Annotated in this window: 2 pseudogenes; both read left to right on the top strand. The window is 70.8% G+C overall.

The features are described from left to right. Positions 1 to 1082, top strand: a pseudogene (locus Y694_RS21770) (excinuclease ABC subunit A); the annotation flags it as partial. 93 nt (positions 1083 to 1175) lie between these two features. Further along, a pseudogene (locus Y694_RS21765) lies at positions 1176 to 1510 on the top strand (septum site-determining protein MinC); the annotation flags it as partial.

Here is a 1510-nt window from a genome sequence, read left to right as displayed (position 1 = left end):
GGCGCGCGGTGCCGCCGGGCGTGCCCTGGCTCACGCTGCGCGGCGCCACGCTGCACAACCTGGCCGGGCTCGACGTCGGCGTGCCGGTCGGGCGGTTGGTTGCGGTGACGGGCGTTTCCGGCTCGGGCAAGAGCACCGTCGCGCGCGACGTGCTGCTGGTCAACGTGCACGCGGCGGTGGCGATGAAGGCCACGAAGGCCGGCCGCGATGCGTTGGCCGCCGGCAAGCGGCCGGCCTGGGTGGGTTGCAGCCAGCTCGAAGGCTTCGAGCCGATCGATCGCGTGCTCGAGGTCGACCAGACGCCGATCGGCAAGACGCCGCGTTCCTGCCCGGCCACCTACATCGGCTTCTGGGACACGATCCGCAAGCTGTTCGCCGAGACGCTGGAGGCCAAGGCGCGCGGCTATGCCGCCGGCCGCTTCTCGTTCAACACCGGCGAGGGCCGCTGTCCGGGCTGCGAGGGCCAGGGCCTGCGCACCATCGAGATGGCCTTCCTGCCGGACGTGAAGGTGCCCTGCGACCTGTGCCACGGCGCGCGCTTCAACCCCGAGACGCTGGCCGTCACCTGGCGCGGCAAGAGCATCGGCGACGTGCTGCAGATGGAGGTGGACGAGGCGGTCGACTTCTTCGCCTCCATGCCCGCCATCGCCCACCCGCTGCAATTGCTGAAGGACGTGGGCCTGGGCTACCTGACACTGGGTCAGCCCTCGCCCACGCTGAGCGGCGGCGAGGCGCAGCGCATCAAGCTCGTCACCGAGCTCAGCAAGGTGCGTGACGACGTTACGCGGCGCGGCCAGAAGCCGCCGCACACGCTCTACGTGCTGGACGAACCCACGGTGGGCCTGCACATGGCCGACGTCGAGAAGCTGATCCGCGTGCTGCATCGGCTGGTCGACGGCGGCCACAGCGTGGTGGTGATCGAGCACGATCTCGACGTCATCGCCGAAGCCGACTGGGTGCTCGACCTCGGTCCCGAGGGCGGTGCCGGCGGTGGCCGTGTGGTGGCGGCGGGCACGCCCGAGCAGGTGGTGGCCGCGGGCACGCACACCGGCGTGGCGCTGGCGCCGGTGCTGAAGCGATAAGGGGGCTGAAGCCGGTCCGTTGCAGTGCCGCAATGCGCCGGCCGCCCGATACACTGTGACCTTTGTCGCGTTTCTTCCCTCTCGCCCCGCCCCATGACCGTCGACCAGAGAACCGGCAGCTCTGCCAGCTTCGAGTTGAAGAGTGCCGCGCTGATGCTGGTCGCGGTGATCCTGAAGACCACCGATCTGTCGGCACTGGCTCGCGAGCTGGACGAGCGGATCGCCGACACACCGGGCCTGTTCGAGCGCGATCCGGTGGTGATCGACCTGTCGCAGGTGCGTGAGGCCGAGGCCGCGATCGATTTCCCGGCGCTGATCGAGCTGCTGCGCCAGCGCCAGATGCTGCCGCTCGCCGTGCGCGGCGGCAACGACGCGCAGATGGCCGATGCGCTGGCCGCCGGGCTGGTGGAGCGCCGGCCGGCGCGAAC

Source organism: Methylibium sp. T29-B (assembly GCF_000576225.1).
Classification (GTDB): domain Bacteria; phylum Pseudomonadota; class Gammaproteobacteria; order Burkholderiales; family Burkholderiaceae_C; genus Methylibium; species Methylibium petroleiphilum.
Note: the sequence above shows the minus strand (reverse complement) of the source record. Positions and strands in the feature narration are given on the sequence as shown.